This is a genomic window from Arthrobacter sp. ISL-65 (assembly GCF_018613795.1).
In the GTDB taxonomy this organism is placed as follows: domain Bacteria; phylum Actinomycetota; class Actinomycetes; order Actinomycetales; family Micrococcaceae; genus Arthrobacter.
This window is the reverse complement of the sequence record NZ_JAGGPN010000016.1, coordinates 16,947-31,799: the sequence shown is the minus strand read 5'-3', so window position 1 is coordinate 31,799 and position 14,853 is coordinate 16,947. Positions and strand designations below refer to the sequence as shown.

At 64.0% G+C, this 14,853-nt stretch carries 14 protein-coding genes and 5 pseudogenes; 6 read left to right on the top strand and 13 right to left on the bottom strand.

Annotation, left to right across the window (positions count from 1 at the left end; translation table 11 throughout):
* Positions 1–220: 220 nt before the first annotated feature.
* Positions 221–517, top strand: coding sequence for a hypothetical protein (locus J7I85_RS06980; RefSeq protein ID WP_214848624.1), 297 nt, complete (start codon positions 221–223; stop codon positions 515–517).
* A gap of 12 nt (positions 518–529) precedes the next feature.
* Here the strand turns inward: J7I85_RS06980 and J7I85_RS06975 are convergent, their stop codons facing one another.
* The 7 genes and pseudogenes from J7I85_RS06975 to J7I85_RS06950 all read right to left on the bottom strand — a co-directional run.
* Positions 530–1,558 (bottom strand): DUF695 domain-containing protein, encoded by a 1,029-nt coding sequence (locus J7I85_RS06975; protein WP_214848621.1) that lies wholly within the window; start codon positions 1,556–1,558, stop codon positions 530–532.
* A gap of 284 nt (positions 1,559–1,842) precedes the next feature.
* The gene (locus J7I85_RS06970; RefSeq protein ID WP_214848619.1) at positions 1,843–2,184 is read right to left on the bottom strand and encodes a hypothetical protein; all 342 of its coding nucleotides are present in this window, start codon (positions 2,182–2,184) and stop codon (positions 1,843–1,845) included.
* Between the two features lie 304 nt (positions 2,185–2,488).
* Positions 2,489–2,728 carry a hypothetical protein gene (locus tag J7I85_RS06965; protein WP_214848616.1) on the bottom strand — a complete coding sequence of 80 codons (240 nt, stop codon included), beginning with the start codon at positions 2,726–2,728 and terminating at the stop codon, positions 2,489–2,491.
* A 1,319-nt stretch (positions 2,729–4,047) separates the two neighbouring features.
* Positions 4,048–4,343 (bottom strand): annotated as a pseudogene (locus J7I85_RS06960) (DUF4193 domain-containing protein).
* 259 nt (positions 4,344–4,602) lie between these two features.
* On the bottom strand, positions 4,603–5,067 hold the full coding sequence (locus J7I85_RS06955) for a hypothetical protein (protein WP_214848613.1): 465 nt from the start codon (positions 5,065–5,067) through the stop codon (positions 4,603–4,605).
* Positions 5,068–5,720: 653 nt separating this feature from the next.
* Positions 5,721–5,887: pseudogene (locus tag J7I85_RS24930) on the bottom strand (IS110 family transposase); the annotation flags it as partial.
* Positions 5,888–6,081: 194 nt separating this feature from the next.
* Positions 6,082–7,305: pseudogene (locus J7I85_RS06950) on the bottom strand (IS256 family transposase); the annotation flags it as partial.
* A 141-nt stretch (positions 7,306–7,446) separates the two neighbouring features.
* Here J7I85_RS06950 and J7I85_RS06945 point away from each other — a divergent pair.
* Positions 7,447–7,644, top strand: coding sequence for a hypothetical protein (locus J7I85_RS06945; RefSeq protein WP_214848602.1), 198 nt, complete (start codon positions 7,447–7,449; stop codon positions 7,642–7,644).
* Positions 7,645–8,691: 1,047 nt separating this feature from the next.
* Here the strand turns inward: J7I85_RS06945 and J7I85_RS06940 are convergent.
* From J7I85_RS06940 to J7I85_RS06930, 4 genes and pseudogenes are all read right to left on the bottom strand, one after another.
* Positions 8,692–8,916, bottom strand: coding sequence for a hypothetical protein (locus tag J7I85_RS06940; protein WP_214848600.1), 225 nt, complete (start codon positions 8,914–8,916; stop codon positions 8,692–8,694).
* A gap of 146 nt (positions 8,917–9,062) precedes the next feature.
* A complete protein-coding gene (locus J7I85_RS25510; protein WP_285289544.1) occupies positions 9,063–9,185 on the bottom strand; it encodes a hypothetical protein in 123 nt (40 codons plus the stop codon).
* A 318-nt stretch (positions 9,186–9,503) separates the two neighbouring features.
* Positions 9,504–9,902, bottom strand: a pseudogene (locus J7I85_RS06935) (FGGY-family carbohydrate kinase); the annotation flags it as partial.
* 254 nt (positions 9,903–10,156) lie between these two features.
* Positions 10,157–10,300 carry a hypothetical protein gene (locus J7I85_RS06930; protein WP_214848597.1) on the bottom strand — a complete coding sequence of 48 codons (144 nt, stop codon included), beginning with the start codon at positions 10,298–10,300 and terminating at the stop codon, positions 10,157–10,159.
* A 204-nt stretch (positions 10,301–10,504) separates the two neighbouring features.
* On the opposite strand from J7I85_RS06930, the gene J7I85_RS06925 reads away from it, so the two are divergent.
* Together J7I85_RS06925 and J7I85_RS06920 are read left to right on the top strand one after the other, a co-directional pair.
* A complete protein-coding gene (locus J7I85_RS06925) occupies positions 10,505–10,915 on the top strand; it encodes a hypothetical protein (RefSeq protein ID WP_251024032.1) in 411 nt (136 codons plus the stop codon).
* A 462-nt stretch (positions 10,916–11,377) separates the two neighbouring features.
* Positions 11,378–12,310, top strand: coding sequence for a ferritin-like domain-containing protein (locus J7I85_RS06920; protein WP_214848594.1), 933 nt, complete (start codon positions 11,378–11,380; stop codon positions 12,308–12,310).
* Between the two features lie 572 nt (positions 12,311–12,882).
* On the opposite strand, the gene J7I85_RS06915 is transcribed toward J7I85_RS06920, so the two are convergent.
* Positions 12,883–13,089, bottom strand: coding sequence for a hypothetical protein (locus J7I85_RS06915; protein WP_214848591.1), 207 nt, complete (start codon positions 13,087–13,089; stop codon positions 12,883–12,885).
* A gap of 252 nt (positions 13,090–13,341) precedes the next feature.
* On the opposite strand from J7I85_RS06915, the gene J7I85_RS06910 reads away from it, so the two are divergent.
* Positions 13,342–13,617 (top strand): hypothetical protein, encoded by a 276-nt coding sequence (locus tag J7I85_RS06910; protein ID WP_214848588.1) that lies wholly within the window; start codon positions 13,342–13,344, stop codon positions 13,615–13,617.
* A gap of 661 nt (positions 13,618–14,278) precedes the next feature.
* Here J7I85_RS06910 and J7I85_RS06905 read toward each other — a convergent pair.
* Entirely contained in the window at positions 14,279–14,452 is a 174-nt protein-coding gene (locus J7I85_RS06905) for a hypothetical protein (protein WP_214848585.1), read from the bottom strand.
* Between the two features lie 161 nt (positions 14,453–14,613).
* Between J7I85_RS06905 and J7I85_RS06900 the strand changes: the two are divergent.
* A pseudogene (locus J7I85_RS06900) lies at positions 14,614–14,792 on the top strand (DUF4193 family protein); the annotation flags it as partial.
* Positions 14,793–14,853 lie beyond the last annotated feature (61 nt).

The following is a 14,853-nucleotide window of genomic DNA, read 5'->3' as shown; positions in this document are numbered from 1 at the left end:
ACGCCCGGGCCGGGGTGCCCGTTCCGTCGATTAGCCCTGTGACGCATCCGCAAAAAGGGTTGCAGGTGCCGAGGGGGCATTCCCTCCAAGCTTTTCCCAACCCTGTCCGGCCGAATCGCGTCCAGACAGCCGATTCCGGCAACTCGTCAATCCGGGACCGGATATAGCCCAAAGCCGCGGCCAGTTGCCACTTCTGTGGCGGGGACGACAGGAGGCCGCAGTGAGCGTGCAGCGGCGCAACGATACGGTTCAGACGCGCGCCGTTTCCGCGTTCTGGCGGTGGTGGTCAGCAGAAGGTATCGGGCTCCTCAATGCCGCCGTCACAACAGGTGACTACCCGGACCTTCCGGACACCCTCGATGCCATGATCAAGGCGATCGGCCCGGGACTCGGCTGGGAGACCGGACCAGGCATTCGTGCACGGCACCAGTTCTGCGTTTCAGGGTCCGGGGACCCCGGTCTGCGGGTCCTGGCCGAACAGTGGCGGCGGGCCGCTCCCCCGACCGGGAGTGGATAGCGGCACCGGTGTCTAGGCGAATGAGTTGATCAGGGTCCATCCGGGGTCATCGGTGTGGACCACCTCCACATCGGGCCAGGTTCCCGTAAAGCGGTCAATGGTGTCCCGGCCGTTCTGGTCTTCGGAGTCGGTGTAATAGTGCAGGATGCGCCGGCCGTTTGATGTTTCGGTGGCGACGAGCATGCCGCGCGGTCCCAGGGCTGCGGTCAGGTCCTCTTCGAGCCGGTGCAGGTCCGTCAGCGCGTCATGGTCCGGCTGCCCGTCGTTCCGGGTCCGCGGGTAGCTGACCCGGATGGCGGTGTGCAGGTCCAGCAGGGGGTGATCAATCCAACGCGCCGGCCGCAGGGCGCTGACCACCGAGCGGGGCCCCGGGTCTGTTCCGGCCTCCTGCAGTATCCAGCCCGGGTACGCGTGCCGGGAGGCCATGGCATCGATGATCCCGGGAAGGTCTGATGCGGGCAGGCTGTCCGATGGTTCGGTCCCCGCGGCGGTGATGGTTCCGATCCATCGCTGAACGTCGTCTTCTCCGAGCAGCCAGTCCAGCAGCAGGCAAGAAACCTGGTGGCGGTAGGCGGGGCTCAGATGAGTGAAGGCCGGGTGGTAAACGCGGGTTTTCGCCAGGGCGCGGTCCTCGTCCAGGGTCACCGATACCCGGGCCAGCCCGAGGTTGACCCACTGCCCGGGAACTTCCAGGGTGACGGCTAGCATGCCCGGCTGGCGTTGCCTGGCTGCGGTGAATTCCCACATCGGAGTGGGCGCCGGTCCGGCCCGCCGCCATCGTTCGGCCAGGACCCGCAGCACCGGATCCCCGGCCCCGGAGACGCAGAGCTGGTGCCGTGAACGGATACCCTGCCCGGTCTCCCAGCTAAGTCCGGGGTGGATTGCCTTGACCATGGCGCCGATGGTGTCCGGCAGGTCCCCGTAGTTCCCGGTAGTGACGGCCGCGGTGAGAGCCGTGGCTCCTTCGGCCGACCACCAGTGCCAGAACGCGGAAACGGCCGCCATCTCGGCCCGGTTGTTCCGCCGTTGCTCGCTGCTCATTGTGACCTCCGTGCAGTCCCGGCCCGCCAGCGGCAGCCCGGCGTCTTCGCCGCTGCGGAACAATCTACCTGCCCTAAAGCATCCAGGAGGTTGCTGTCAGGGAAGTGACTGCGCCGGGACGATGTGAAGTGCTCCCATTGACGGGGACGGCGGTTGCCGGCCGGGGATGGGTGATGGGGCCCTTTCGAACTGGGATTTTAGCCGCCAAACCGATGCTCTTTTCGACGGTACCTGCACAGAATGTTCGAAGCCGTGCCCCTTGTTTTCCTCGGAATCCGGCGGTGTTAGTGCCTGTCGCGGGCGGCGATGGGGTCCAGGAATTCGGGTGATCCTGGCCCGGCGGCGTCAGGGCCGGCTCCTCCGGCCTTGTTACCGCCACCGATCAAACCGTCCAGCTGGCTCAGGATCCATTCCCTTACGGCCTTTTCTTCCTCCCAGGATTCAACGTAGCTCCAGCGGGCCGCCATTTCGTGGCGGACCTCTTCCAGCGTGTGCCGCTGGAAGCCACGGCGGAACTGATCGATGATGGATGCGCGCGCCTGGCGGCGCTGCTCGTCGTTCCAGCGTTCAGGAGGAACGACGATGCCCGACTCATCGCGGATGACGGCTCGGGGACGTTGATTCATCGGGAGCATGGTCATGGCGTCCTCACAGTATTTTGACCGGGGGCATGTCCGGAAGGTTGGAATTCCAGTATGGCGGTTCCCTTGCCACAGCAGGAACCAGCCTGAAGGAGCAACAAGCCACGCCCGAAAGGGACAGCTTCTTCGCGTCCGCCCCCGGGCCCGGGGTCTCCTACTGTCAGGTGCTCTCCGCGTGCCCCTGAAGAGTCCGCTACAGGCCCGCCCAACTATGGGAATCCACCCCGTGCTTTATTGATCACGTTAACCCCGGCTCTGGCGTAGGAGAGGGTCCGGGGCTACGGCAGGGTCAGTGCAGGCTGTCGGGACGATCCGCTGTTGGCGCTTCCTCCCGGGTCATGGACCGGATGAAGAGCTGGTCGTCTTCGGAGAGGACGGTCTCGCCGTGGGCGTCGACGCCGGAGTCTTCGCCGGTTTCGGCCGTGACGGCGGCCCTGAGAGTGCGCGGCACGATCACACATCCGGGATTGTCGATGAACCATTGCCGAGTGGACGGGGAGAGCCGGTTCCAGTGGTCCTTGATGCGCATGTCAGTCGGTGCCGCCTTTCATTATGGTGCCGGTCAGTGTGGTTTCAGGGTGAATGCGACGGATGCCCGTCAGGTGGTTCTCCGGAAGCGCGGCGCGTGGGGGCGCCTGGGGGTTGGTTCAGCCGTTCCAGGTCACGGTGATTTCCTTGCCTGCGGGCAGCGCGCTCACGTGCAGGGACAGCTCCAGGTCCTCCGGGGAGCGGGCTGGGGTCAGAACATGTCATGTCCGTGATTTGGTCAATGAGCAGGCTTATTGCCCGGGCCAGCGTCCGCGGCCCCAGCAGTCTGCCGGACGGGTGCTGGAGGTCTGCACGGTCACCGCCAACGCCTCCCCCTCGCCAGTGCCGGCCGCGGACTGCGTTGCCGGTCCGGTCTCAGGCTCGGTCCGCATTCATCATCCTCTGTCCGGAAGGCAGCTATTTCAAAGTCCCGGGTGCGGGGTGCTGCTATGAACCGCCGGCGTGACTGCGGGTGGGATCCGGATGTGGCGGTACCGGTCCGGGGTCGGGAATGGGCAGTGGCCCTGGTGCCGGATAAGGGTCTGGGTCCGGGGAACCAGGCCCCGACGGGCCAGGATCCGGAGGGAAGGGGTCGGGTTTAGGGAACGGAGGAATCGTCATGGGCTGCTCCTTGTGAGGCCGCGGCAGGATCCGGATACCCTGACGCCGGGATCAGGATACGTCCGGGCCGGTGCGAAGGACAGAGCAGGCCGCGCTCGGCCACCCAAGTGTGCCGCGTACCCGAATGGCGGACCTGCAGGTCGGCGCCCGGGCGTTCATCCCCGCCTCGTCCGCCCCCTCACGCCTGCAGCGTCCGGCGGTGGCCGGGCGTCTGATGGCGATTGGAGGTCGCTGGCAGTCAGGCTGCCCTGCGGAGGCGTGGAGGTCCGGGGGTGGTGCGTTGCCGGCCGGGCCGGAGAACATTGAGGCGTGCAGGGCACTCGAAATACTCGACAGGCGGGCCTGCAGGGTCCTGGTGGGGATGCACGGGGCCTGGAAGGACGAGACTCTTGTCCTTCCAGGACTTCCCGCGATATTCAGGACCCGGATGCCGACGTTCAGAGGCGGTCTGGAAACTCCCGGCACCCGCAGGGGGGCGCATATCCCCCTGTTCGGGGGTGGAAAGCCCGGCTTTTTCTAACCTCGGTGAATGATACTCGCAGGTGTCCCGGTGTTGCGGTCTGAGCGCCGTCCCCGCCGGGACTGCCGGGCCCGGACGCACTCCCCCCAGATGCACCGGGCCCGGCAACCCCCAGCCCCCAGGTCCCTGCCGTCCAAGAACCAGACGGACGGATCCGCCCGCTCGTCAGGGCATGCCGCTTAGCCTTCGCATTCCAGGCAGAATCTCAGGCCTTTGCTTTCCCGGGCCATCTGTGAGCGGTGATGGACCAGGAAACAGGACGAGCAGGTGATTCATCTGCCTGCACCGGCACCACGGTGATATTCAGTTCTTCACCGGAAAGGTCCGCGCCGGGAAGTTCGATACCTTCGGCCGTGTCGCTTTCATCTGCGTCAACGAGGGCCGGGACCGCATTTCCGCGCGGGGCCTCCAGCAATTCCAGGGACTCGGAGCTGTCCTCCTCGGCCCTACGTGGAGCGTCAAAGTCGATGGCCACGCCGGTTCCTCTTCATCTCCGCACGGGTTCTTCCCCACGCCCCAAACCAATGACAACAGGATCCCTTCCAGCGCACCCGTCCTTAGCCGGTCACATTCCTGACGGGCAATCTCGTCAGAGGGCGGATGTTCGCCGCCCGCGGACCCTTTGGACCGTGGGCGTCCTTGAGGTTCTCGCCAGCCTGCTTCAGGTCTGACTTGTGAAGGGCAACCGCCGCCACACAAGGGCGAGGGATTGCGAGCGGCCGCTGCTGAACGTTTTATGCGAAGGATTCCGCCCACGGCGGCCAGTCCCCGGCTGTTTCCCCCGCAGGTGCAACTTCTTCGGGTTTCGAAACCCGGCGCGCTGCCCGCAACACGGCCAGACCGCCAGCCATGCCCACCGTACCGCCCACCAGGAACCACCAGAGCTTCCTGATTGCCTTTCCGGATGGGATCCCCTGCGGCTGGATCTCTGCCTCGGGGATAAGCCTCGCTATCCGCTCGTGCAGCCGGGGCGTCGCTGCTTCCACTCTCCCGGCGAGCTCGTCTGCGATAGTCCGCAGGCTTGCCTGCAGGCGTGGTGACGCTGTTTCCAGGCCGGTATCAATTCCTGTCAGCGCACGCCGCAGCGCCACTTCGATGCCGGGTGTAGCCCATTCCCTGCCCCTGGCCAGGCGCGCGAGGAGGGTTTCTTGGAGATGGCGGGCCTGAGCCGCGCGGTCGATCTGATCAGAGGTGTGCACAAGAGCCTCCTAAGGTGAGGTGGGTGAGGCAAAAGCTTAGAGCCTGCCCACCTGCCTGAACAGCCTTGAAATCCCGCACCGCCTTGGAACTGCACTTCCGCTTCGCCACGCGCTGTGCCGCTTGGAAGGTCATCAATGACCTCCAGCGCGTACAGCTGCACGCCGCCCGCGTCCTCCCCGTTACACGGAGGAAGGTCAGCGCTGCCGTGCATGGTCCGGCCTTTGGCCTCCGTAGTAGGCTCCACAGAAGTGCTGGGAGACCGGAACGGAAGAGGGCGAGAATGCCATTGAGCGGTAAGGGCACCGACATCATCTTCGCCGAGGGCAGAGGACATCTTGAGAAGGACGCCCGGGGAATTTTGGTCCTCACGTGGCACAGCCGAATAACCGTTAACGTTGCTCATGCCGCAGCTTCCCTCGCCGCAGTGGAATTGCTCACGAACGGGAACGCCTGCCCGATCCTGATTAAGACAAACCAAGCAGATATCGATCCCGCCGCGGCGTCCCTCTACCGGGAGACGACATCTCGGCAGTTGCCTTGCTTGGGAAGACCCCGGTCGACAGGGTAATCGGGGCACTGATGAGCCGAGGCAGGGCACACCCCCACGCGCTTTTCACCGAAGAGGACCAAGCAGCCCTATGGCTGCGGTCCAATGCGTAATGACGCTCCATGACGAGGCGGGTATTGGGCTGACCCCGGTGAGGGCGGCGAATGCCGCCTCGGAGCGGACCCGAGGTGAGACCACGCTGCGTAGGCCACGGCCACGTGAGGTTCGATCCCGATCTCCTCCAGCACCGGGCCGGCGGGGCTTGCCCGGACCGAGGAAGGATGAACCGGCCGTGTCCGCCGCGTCTCCGGCGCTCCCGTGGTTGGACGGAGGTTCAGCGACGGAGGTTGAACACGTCGGCACCGAAGGTGTTGAGGCCGGGAGCGCCGGCGTAGCCGGGGACTGTCCGATAAACGGTGTGTGGGTCCGGCCGGTTTTCATTAGTGAGTGGTTCTTTCGAACCACCGGCGAAGGTAATCGAGAACGCGTTCAGCGCAGGCTTCCACCTCATCACCCAGCGTGCCCGACCGCCGCCGGTCGGATCAAGAGACCTGGTGACCAGATACAGGCATTTCAGGGCAGCGGCCTCGTTCGGAAAGTGCCCGCGGGCCCTCACGGCCCGCCGGTAGCGGGCATTGATCGACTCGATCGCGTTCGTTGTGCAGATCACCCGCCGGATCTCCACGTCGTACTCCAGGAACGGCACGAACTCAGCCCAGGAGGACTCCCAGAGTCGGACGATTGCCGGGTATCGCTGGCCCCACTCGGCCGTGAACTCGGCGAACCGCTCCTTCGCGGCCTGCTCGGACGGGGCGGTGTAGACCGGCTTGAGGGCCTTGACGATGCCGTCGCGGTGCTGGCGTCCGGCGTAGCGGAAGCTGTTGCGGATCAGGTGCACGATGCATTGCTGCACCACCGTTCGGTCCCACGTGGTCGTGATCGCCTCCGGCAGACCCTTGAGCCCATCGCAGACAGCGATGAACACGTCTTCCACGCCGCGGTTCTTTAGCTCGGAGAACACCTGGAGCCAGAACCGGGCGCCCTCGGCACCGTCGCCGGCCCAGATCCCCAGAATCTCCCGCTCCCCGTTCACGGTGACGCCCATGACGACATAGAACGGGGTGTTGCGCACCTGCCCGTCACGGACCTTGACTACGATCGCGTCCACGAAGAGCACCGGATAGACCGGATCCAGTGGACGGGCAGACCACTCCGCGAGTTCGCCAACAACCTTCTCCGTGATGCGGCTGATGGTGTCTTTGGAGACCCTGGCCCCATAGACCTCCTCGAAGTGCGCGGCGATTTCCCCGGTGGTCAATCCACGGGCGGACAGCGAGAGGACAATCTGGTCGATCCCGTCCAAACGTCGTTTTCGCTTGGGCACAATCACCGGCTCGAACGACCCGTCCCGATCCCGGGGCACCTCAATCTCGACAGGGCCGATCTCGGTCAGCACGGTCCTCGACCTGATGCCGTTGCGCATGTTGGCTGCGATCGGCGTCTGGCCATGCTCGTGGCCCAGGTGCTCGGTCAGTTCCGCTTCCAGCGCGGTCTCCAGCACATTCCTCGTGAGCTGGTTCAGCAGCCCGCCCGGGCCCACCAGGCTCACGCCCTGCTCCTTGGCCTGCGTGAGCAACCGCTCCGCAAGCTCCTTCTGATCGATGATCTCTCCCGTCACAGGATCGATCATTACCCCTGTCATCCCGGTCGTGGACTCGGACACGGCCGTCTCCTTTCGGATCAGACCGGAACCTCACACACCGTTTTTCTTACAGTCCCAGGCCGGATGACCGCCGGTATATTGGCGGTCATCCGTCGCTACCCATGAACCGTGAGCAAGGCGCAGCGCACCTTCCTGTTGGACGGCATGGAGTACGAGTACGTGGACGTTTCAGCGGATCACACTGGCCAGACCGTCAGAAGATTCACCTACGGTCAGGAGCCGCAGGTGATCGCGACAGTTCCCTGGCGGGCGGTGGAAGCGTCAGATCCACGGGTATGCCACATTCTGGTCGCGAAAGGACGTTGACGTTGCCTGGACTGATGATCGCGGAAGCTCGTACACCTGCTGGCTGCCTGCGTCGGATGTCCGGCGGCCGGCGGAAGGTGAATGGGGGGTCGCTATCTCCCCCGCTAAACCGCTAAGGATCGTTCTAGAACCTGGATAAGCTCAGGCCGTGCACGCTAGATCTAGCCCGGTCAAGCCCCATCCCGGAACGGGCTTGGCGGCGCGCCCGGGCACCAGTGGCACGCCGTGACTTTTCTGTGGATGGCCGGCAGTCTGTGATCCACAGGGGAGCGTCCCACGGCCCGACTGGTTGTGGAAGTGTTGTGCACTGCGCCTGATGCCTGCTCCACTCTCTCCCTCAGGCATCAGAGCAGGCGCCTAAGATGGTTCTTCCACTCGATCAGAGACAGGAGAACGATGGAGGACAACGCGCGGCCGCGAGCGAACTCGTGGCAAATCGCGGGCGTCTGGATCGCGGCCGCCGCCCTGCTACTGGCCGCCGCGAGAACAGCGGTAGATCTATGGCTGCTGCTCAGGCCGTGACAGAATGTCCGGCCCCCACTGCGCGGTGGGCGTCCCCTTACCAGCGCTCCAGCTTGGCCAGGACGGTGGCAAGTTCCTCAAGTCTTGCCACAAACGGATCTCCATCAGGGGTTGGCGACCAATTCCACGCTTGGTGATCGCCATTAAGCTCGAAGTCCTTTTGCCACATGTTCTTCTCTCCCCCCGCGCGTGGCTGCATAGCAATACTTGCCTGCCGAGGGACGGGTATTTTGACTCGTGAGGAACGCATGGGCTAGTGCCATGCGGTACTCGGCTCGGCAAAATTCCCTCTTAAAGTCGTCGTCGTCAGATCCAATCAGTTGGCTGATTAGGGCTCTCATGTCATCGAAAATCAGCTCGCTTTGGGGGTACATCCAGTTCGTGCCCTTCCAGCGGGGCGCGGCTTTTTGCGAGGTCGTAGCTCACTACGGAATAAGGGTCCTTCCACTTTGGCTTAGTTGCCGCACCGATAAATACCCTTTCGTCCCGCTGTCCAGGTTGTGCCGCTGTCTTTGAAACTGCCTGCTAGAAGTCCCCGAAAGGCCTCCCGGCGACCGCCGAGATGGGACTGGGATAGGAACCGTGCGCCGGGGCGAAGACGTGGTCGTAGAACACTCCGGTGGCCGTGGCCTGGACGTACTTGTTGATGATGTCAACGGTCCAGTCCTGCCCGCTCCAGGTGCTGGGCTTGTAAAGCCCTAGTGCGGTGTTGAGCAGGACCTCACTGGTGTAGACGGTGCCAAAAACCACTCCAACAGCTTTAGGTCCCCGCAGTCCGGTGCGGGCGGTGATGGCATAAGCCGAGCCCCACAAGGTGCCGAGTGCGAAGTGCGTGACCCAATTGAGTCGTTCGCGTTCCTCGTCGCTGTCCGGGTGGATGGGCAGGAGTTTCTCGGCTAAGTTGGCTGGGGCGTTGTGGCTTCGCGTCCGGTGAGGGGCATTTCGACGAACTGCTGGAAGGCGGTCATCACCACGGTTCCGGCGACTCCCGCGGCCATGCCGCGGGCAAGAGAGTTCAACAGGGAAGGCTTCTTCTGGGTCGGCTCTTTGGTTACCATGCCCCACGGTAAGCCGCCAGCAGACGTGTCAGCAAGCCCATCCGGGAGCCACCACCAGCGGTCGGCTGCGCACTGGGCAGCCCCCGTCCCGCTGTCCACAACCGGGGACAATTCCTCATGTGTTATCCACCGCTACTGCCGCCGGGGGCTACCCCACAGGCTGCCAAATCCCAGCCGTGGATAACCCGAATTGACCCAGCCGTGGACAGCTTAAGAGCCCACCCTACGTTTCGGTAGGACGACCAGGAAACAGCAATTGTCCTTGACAATCCCGATTGAGATTCCTTCGAAGGCGGCACGGGCGAGATTTTGGCTTGTGAAGCTTGCGAGAGTTAGTCCGTGAAGCGAACCGGTTGCATCAGGGAGATTTGGGTTTCGTTCGCCTTCAAAGTAGGGAACGAGGACAAGGCCCTCTGCCCCCGCAGGGAGCTGTCAGGCAAGACGGGACAACTCGGGCAGATCGATGTTCGGTCGCGTCAGAACTTTGGAGGCGTTGAGTGTGCAGACCAGCGGCAGGTACTTACCTGTCGCGTCAGCGAAACCCGCCACCAATCCGGACGGGTCGCTGGTGGGGGTAGGGGAGACTGGGAAGACCGTCCCGGAGGTGCCGACGGATATGATGACGTCGCCTATTTCTGCCTTGACACCCAGGGCGGCACCGGCGTTGTCACTGGCGCCGCCCTGAGATCCGATCCCGCGGGAGAGCGATGGACCTCTCACCCTTCAGCTCTTTAAGCTCCACTGATATTCGGCACGCCAGGTCCAGCCGGGTAGGGCTTCCGGTCTGCAGAAGGCAGGGCCGCGGCCGCGGCGGGAAGGTTGTCCGGGCCGTCGGACTGGCCCGATACCCGGTGGACGAACACCTCGGCGGTGAGCGTTGCGAAGCAGGCGTCCTGGGCCCGGAACCAGCGCGTGGAGGTGTCACCCTCGACTTAGGTTGCGTAGCCGAAGAGTTCCCCGTCCCGGTCGCGGGTCCGGGCGACAGCGACGCTAATGTAGGGCCAGGATCTGACATCCCATCCCTCGCTGCCCCAGTTCGGCAGCACCGACCAGGGCGTCCCTTCGAGTGTGTCCATCCAGCCGTACCCGCCCCTACTAGGCAGAACACCTGGCGTCCCGAGCCGGATACACCGCTAATTCCACAGTCCCAGCCGCCCGGAGTGCCCGTTAGAAGAGTTCCCGCAGACGCAGCATGGCTGACGCCATCTAACGCATCGAGAATCTGCAGAACCCGGCAGCACCCGGTAGACCCGCGATCACATGCCCGGCATGATGAAGCCGTGACTGCTAACGAGACTGCAAGCGGCGAAACGCCACGGCGGGCAACAACCGCCGATGCCCCAACAGTTGCCCAAATGCTGCACGACTTCAACACCGAGTTCGCCACACCAACACCGGGCCGCGAAAAAATTGCCGCGCGGCTGACCTCCCTCTTGGCGGGGGACGACGTCGTCGTGCTGGTCGTTGGCGAGCCGGCAACCGGAGTGGCAGTGATCAGCTTCCAGCTCAACGCGAAATTAGCGTTGATGGCGAAGACACAGACGCGCGCCGTTTCTATGAAGAGCGGGGTTTCAGCAACACCGAGCCGAGTCACACCGACCAACTCCTGTGCTACTTTCGCCAGCTCTGAACCACCACCTGAGCGTTCGAGACCAAGTCTCGTTTTGCCTTCACCGCGTTTGCGGTCGTAGTAGGTCCGGGAGGCGGGGCAGCTTTTCAGGGCCGAAAGCCCGGAAAGGTAGAAGACCCGCAGCAGCCTGCGGTCGTAACGCCGGGGCCGGTGATGGTCGTCGTAGATGGCGACGCCGGCCGGGACGTGGATAGGGCTGAACCAGCCTTCGAGCCGGGTGACAGAACGGCGATCTTGGGGGTCGCTTCTCCCCCAACCTTGCCGGGCTCACAGTATTCCCAGGCGTCGTCTTTTTCGGCAATCAGGGTGGCGTCTTTGGACGCGATCAGGCGGGGGAAATGCCGAAGAACCCGTCCATGCGCTGGCCCGCGCGCTGAGCGTCGAAAAGGCAGGGCTTGCTTGAACTATCACTGGAGCCGACTTTGTGGCAGCCGTCATATTTCCACCCAGCTAGACCGCGTACCGCTCCGAAGTACTTGCATCCCTTTTTGGGATATTCATGTCAATTGCAAGGAGCATTGAAATGTTTGATCAGCAGTTCATCAACAATGCACTGGCCCGCAGCGCGGAAGACAGCGTGGACCGCCGCCGCCTGTTCTGGGCCGCCGGCGCGGCGGGGATCGGCGGGGCCGTTGCATTGCTCTCCGCCACCGCCGCGGCCGCCGATTCTGAGGACCGGGACGGCCCGAGCGATGCCGCGATTCTGAATTTTGCGCTGAACCTGGAATACCTTGAAGCGGAGTTCTATTTGCGGGCTGTGACGGGGCGCGGCCTGGCCGATAACCTGACTGAGGGCAAGGGCAAGCGGGGGAACGTCACCGGCGGCCGTCAGGTTCCCTTCAGGTCCGGCAGCCCGGTCCAGAAGTACGCCCGGGAAATCGCTGCCGACGAAAGAGCCCATGTTGTGTTCCTGCGCAGCGCTTTGGGCCGGGCGACGGTGGCCCGGCCGAGGATCGACCTGGACGCCAGCTTCACCGCTGCCGCCCGCGCTGCGGGGCTCATAGGACCAGGGCAGACCTTCAGCCCGTTCGCCGACGAAACGAGTTTTCTGCTCGGGGCGTTCATCTTCGAAGACGTCGGAGTCACCGCCTATAAGGGTGCAGCCCCGCTCATCGATAACAAGACATATTTAGAGGCGGCCGCAGGGATTCTAGCCGTGGAGGCATACCACGCCGGAATCATCAGGACCACCATGTACGCCCGCGACCTGCAGGCACCCGCGCAGGCCATCTCGAACGCCCGCGACAGCCTGGACGGCCGGTCCGACCTGGACCAGGGCATCGGGACCCGCCAGGCAGCCAACCTCGTGCCGACCGACCGCAACGGTATCGCGTTCAGCCGCACCGGCGCCCAGGTCCTGAACATCGCCTACCTAAACCCGAAATCGGTCACCTCCGGCGGGTTCTTCCCCGAAGGCGTGAACGGATCGATCCGCAGAAGCGGCGGCCAGCGCTGACCCGCCCGGCAGGCGGGATGATCTGACGCAATCGGCGGCCTCGCCCTCCCGGGCCTATGGGCCAGGACGGGGCCGCACGCATTGCCTGCAGCGAGAAGAGAGCACCGGAACAGGCAACCCGGGCACTGGTTCGTGACGCTCCAAGGTTATCCAAGGTCCGATTGGAACGTTGTCAGCGGACTCGTTATCGCCCTTTCATTCAGGCGGTCCTGTGGGCAACTTTCCTCGGAACTCTGGGCCCGGTGTTGTTGCCGGAGCGTCGCTTATTTGGAGCGATGGCAAGATACTTTGATCGCCGGGCCTCTGGAAAAGCGCCCCGGAACCTCGCAGCCGCAATCCGCAGGTCGCATGCCATCCACGTCGAACCATGCTTCGAATAACTGGCATGAGCAAGATGGAGAAACGGAAGCTGCGGTACTGCGATTTCTACTGCTTTATGTCGCTGGCGGACTTTAATACTTGGGTGGAAGCAGAGGACTGCGCCGAGCCAGAGATCTCCTTTACATGACAGCCCCAGTTGCCCTGGTGGAGTGCGAGAGCCAGCCGGGAACATGCTTACCTCGCGGGGCAGCTCACCAGGGTCCGTCAGCGCAGGGCCGCTCGTCCCTGTACTGCAGTTGTTTCGTTGCCTTGCACGGGGCCGCCAGATCCTCCTCCGTGGCCGCCGCCACGAGGCCGGTGGCTTGGCTGAGGATCCGGGCACGGGCGCTGTCTACGGCGGCGGCCTGCACGATGGCAGTGCTGATGATCTGTCCCTCATCGTCGACCCGGAAGCTCACTGCAGGCTCAGGTTGTGCTGCCGGCCAGCCGTCCAGCTCCGTCGAGGAACTGGCCCGCCTTCGCTGTCGCTAGGGGGAGACTACCTGGCTTTCGCGTCATTTACACAGTCCCTGGACATTTACAGGGTCCTTGGACGGGGCTACAGTGGTGGTCGGTTGGTGGCCCTGCCGGCATGTGTTAGGGCAGCAATCCGACATCCAGCATCCCACTGACGAGGCTGCGCGGGCGGGGCAGCCGGCAAGGACAAGAACATGGGCCCGACACCAAAGCAGCCAATCACCGACGACAGCATCAAAGTACGTCAGCTCAGCCACTACCAGTTCAGCTGGGTGGCGGGATCAGCGGGCAACCCGGGCACGTGGACGCTGCAACTCGTGCTGGATGAAGGTGCCTGGGAAGAAGTCCTGACTCTCGCTGCCGATGACGCGGACAACCTCCAGGATCTCCTCTCGACCGCGGAGACCGTCTTCTACGACGTCAGCCGGAGAACCCTGATGTTCGGAACCACTCCCGTCGGCCACCACTGACCGGATGGCGGGCGCCTCGCTTACCAGGAGCAGGCGTGAATCCCCGTCCCGTCCGCTGAACCCCGAAAGGATGGGTCGCGTGTCCGAAAAAGAAGCCCCGGAAACCAGCACGGCCAAGCGTCCAGGTTGCCGGCCCCGGATGACGACCGCAAGCCTGACAGCCCCCGACGAAGGTCACAAAAACGGCCTGGAAGTACGTTGCCAAGAAAACGCTCCGGGAGTTCAGTCAGGACCAGTGCCCGACCTCGCCGCCACCCTCACCTACGCCGTCCTGTCGACGTTCCCGGCGCTGCTGACACTGGTTTCGCTCCCGGGCATCTTTGGCAAGGCGGAAAAACCACCGGGAGCTGGTGCTCAGCGGCCCGGTCGCCGAAGCCCTGGGCGGTCATCGCGGCCATCGCGGACCTCTACTACGCCACCCCCAACGTGAACTCTCCAGTGCTCAGCTCGGGGTCACCCTGACGACCCGCTCACCGGGTGCTGAACCGGCCGTCAGTTTCGCTGCTGCGGTTCGTTGCTCGCCGTGGGCCTTACTGACGGTTTCGTGCCTGGGGCGGGGGCGGGGCGGTAGTCGGTATTTTTATCGCCACTGGTTTCTCGATGGCCACGGCCAAGCTGGTGGTCCCGTTCCAGAGCCTCTTCACTGCGGTGTTCAAGCCTGTCATTTTTGCTGCCCGTGCATGCCGCCCAGCCTCCTGAACAGCCTGACGGTCAGGGCGGTCAGGAGCAGAATCAGCAGCCGCACCAGGCCCGCTAGGAGCAGGAACAGGGCGAAGAGGATGAAGGCCGGGTCGGACATCAGAAAAACGGCGATGTGCGTGACGACGTAGACCATGGCGAAACCGATGATCGAAGTCTAGTCCATGGGGTTTCCTCAGCAGCCAACAGCATAGTCGCGTCGGTGCGGGGCTCACGGTGCGGGAGAGGAAGTCTGGGGGGCTGTAGGCGGCGTCTGTGTGGTCAGTGTCGTTAGCCCGGTCCGCACGGCCCTCATTCCTTGACGTGGACGAAAGCGATACGGCCGAAGGGATTGAACTTCCTGGGGCTGATCTTTGCGGTTAGGAGCTCAACGTCGTGGTGGTTCCCCACCAGGCTGACGAGTTCACGTGCGCATCGTGCTTTTAGTCCATCACCCGTTCGCAGCGGCTCGGGAAGCCAACTGCCTGAAGTTGTGCCGGCGAGGGCAGGTAGGTTCTGTGAGGAGAGCGTCCGCTGGCGCGCGTGGGCCAGCGGAGG

Bases quoted from the DNA above. Each gene is read 5' to 3' on its own strand.
- J7I85_RS06975 (WP_214848621.1), bottom strand. From the start codon at position 1,558: ATGAGCAGCGAGCAACGGCGGAACAACCGGGCCGAGATGGCGGCCGTT.
- J7I85_RS06970 (WP_214848619.1), bottom strand. From the start codon at position 2,184: ATGAATCAACGTCCCCGAGCCGTCATCCGCGATGAGTCGGGCATCGTC.
- J7I85_RS06965 (WP_214848616.1), bottom strand. From the start codon at position 2,728: ATGCGCATCAAGGACCACTGGAACCGGCTCTCCCCGTCCACTCGGCAA.
- J7I85_RS06930 (WP_214848597.1), bottom strand. From the start codon at position 10,300: ATGGACACACTCGAAGGGACGCCCTGGTCGGTGCTGCCGAACTGGGGC.
- J7I85_RS06920 (WP_214848594.1), top strand. From the start codon at position 11,378: ATGTTTGATCAGCAGTTCATCAACAATGCACTGGCCCGCAGCGCGGAA.
- J7I85_RS06910 (WP_214848588.1), top strand. From the start codon at position 13,342: ATGGGCCCGACACCAAAGCAGCCAATCACCGACGACAGCATCAAAGTA.
- J7I85_RS06905 (WP_214848585.1), bottom strand. From the start codon at position 14,452: ATGGTCTACGTCGTCACGCACATCGCCGTTTTTCTGATGTCCGACCCG.